Here is a 1,491-nt window from a genome sequence, read left to right as displayed (position 1 = left end):
CAGCCGCGGCACCGCCACCCGCATGTACCGCGACCAGCGTCCTGCTGAACGCGGTGACCGTCAGCCACACCGTTCCGTCCGCCGCCCGTTCGACCAGGAACGCCTCCTCGCCCCGGACGGGGTGGCCGGGCAGGGTCCCGTAGCCGAAGCCGACGCGGCCGTCCTCCCGCACCGTCCACACGACGCGGCACGGCGCCCACAGCCGCAGCGGGCCCAGGCCGAACCCGACCCGCACCGCCACGCCGGGGGCGGCCTCCGCCTCCTCCGCCTCCACCCTGAGCCCGGCGGCGCGGTGCATCCGCCACCGCACCACCGCGTCCCCGGCCGCCGCCAGGTCGGCGTCGCCCCGCCCGACCCGCTTCCGCAGCCGCATCAGCCGGTAGCCCGGCGGCGGCAGATCCTCCGGCCGCCGCGTCGCGCCGACGTCGCGGTAGGTGAATCCGGCGGTGCCGTGGTCGGCGCCGTGGCCGGTGCCGTGGTCGTCCGCGTTCATCGGAGCCCCTGTTCTGCCGTTCCCGGCCGCGTCCTACGATGCACCTCACGCCGTCCGCGTAACCCAGGGGGGAAGGACGCATGAGCCCGCACGGGACACCTTCGCAGTTCACACCACTCGGTCCCGGTGACCCGCGCGAGGTGGCGGGATACCGCCTCCAGGCCCGGCTCGGCTCCGGCGGCATGGGCAGCGTGTACCTCTCTTATACGCGCGGCGGTCAGCCGGTGGCGGTGAAGGTGGTGCGCAGCGAGTTCGCCGAGGACCCGGAGTTCCGGCGGAGGTTCGAGCTCGAAGTGCGCGCGGCGCGCCGGGCGCAGGGCATCTACACCGTGCCGGTGCTCGACAGCAACACCGAGGGCGCGGCGCCCTGGCTGGCCACGGCGTTCGTTCCCGGGCTCTCGCTCTCCGAGGTGGTGCGCTCGCACGGGCCGCTGCCCGCCGAGACGGTGCTGCTGCTCGTCGGCGGCGTCGCGGAGGCGCTCCAGTCCATCCACGCGGCGGGCATCATCCACCGCGACCTCAAGCCGGGCAACGTGCTGCTGGCGTCCGACGGGCCGAAGGTGATCGACTTCGGCATCGCCAGGGCAGCCGACGTCACGGCGCTGACCGGCACCGACGTCCGGGTGGGCACGCCCTCGTACATGGCCCCCGAGCAGATCACCGGGACGTCGGCGACGCCGGGGACGGACGTCTTCGCGCTGGGGATCGTGACGCACTACGCGGCGACGGGGGGCCACCCGTTCGGCGAGGGCGCGGCGCACGCGGTGATGTACCGCATCGTGCAGGAGGAGCCGGATCTGGCGGCGGCGCCCGAGGCGTTGCGGGGCCTGATCGCGGCCTGCCTGGCCAAGGACCCGGCCGCCAGGCCGACCCCGGCCCAGGTGATCGACGCCTGCCGCGCGCTCTCCCCCGGCCAGACGCTCCAGCGCCGCGACAGCTGGCTCCCGGCCCCGCTCGCCGCCGAGGTCACCCAGCGCCTCCACGCCCGCCCACCGACC

Annotated in this window: 2 protein-coding genes; one reads left to right on the top strand and one right to left on the bottom strand. The window is 75.5% G+C overall.

Features of this window, described 5'->3' with window-relative positions; genetic code table 11:
- A partial coding sequence (locus ADY01_RS35565; protein ID WP_049581015.1) for a DUF1990 family protein occupies nt 1-493 on the bottom strand: 493 nt, incomplete at its 3' end.
- Nucleotides 494-573: 80 nt separating this feature from the next.
- Between ADY01_RS35565 and ADY01_RS35560 the strand changes: the two genes are divergently transcribed.
- A partial coding sequence (locus tag ADY01_RS35560) for a serine/threonine-protein kinase (protein ID WP_049581016.1) occupies nt 574-1,491 on the top strand: 918 nt, incomplete at its 3' end.

This window comes from Streptomyces sp. SBT349 (assembly GCF_001083795.1).
Classification (GTDB): Bacteria; Actinomycetota; Actinomycetes; order Streptomycetales; family Streptomycetaceae; genus Streptomyces.
The sequence above is the reverse complement of the archived record's forward strand: the minus strand, read 5'-3'. Positions and strand labels throughout refer to the sequence as shown.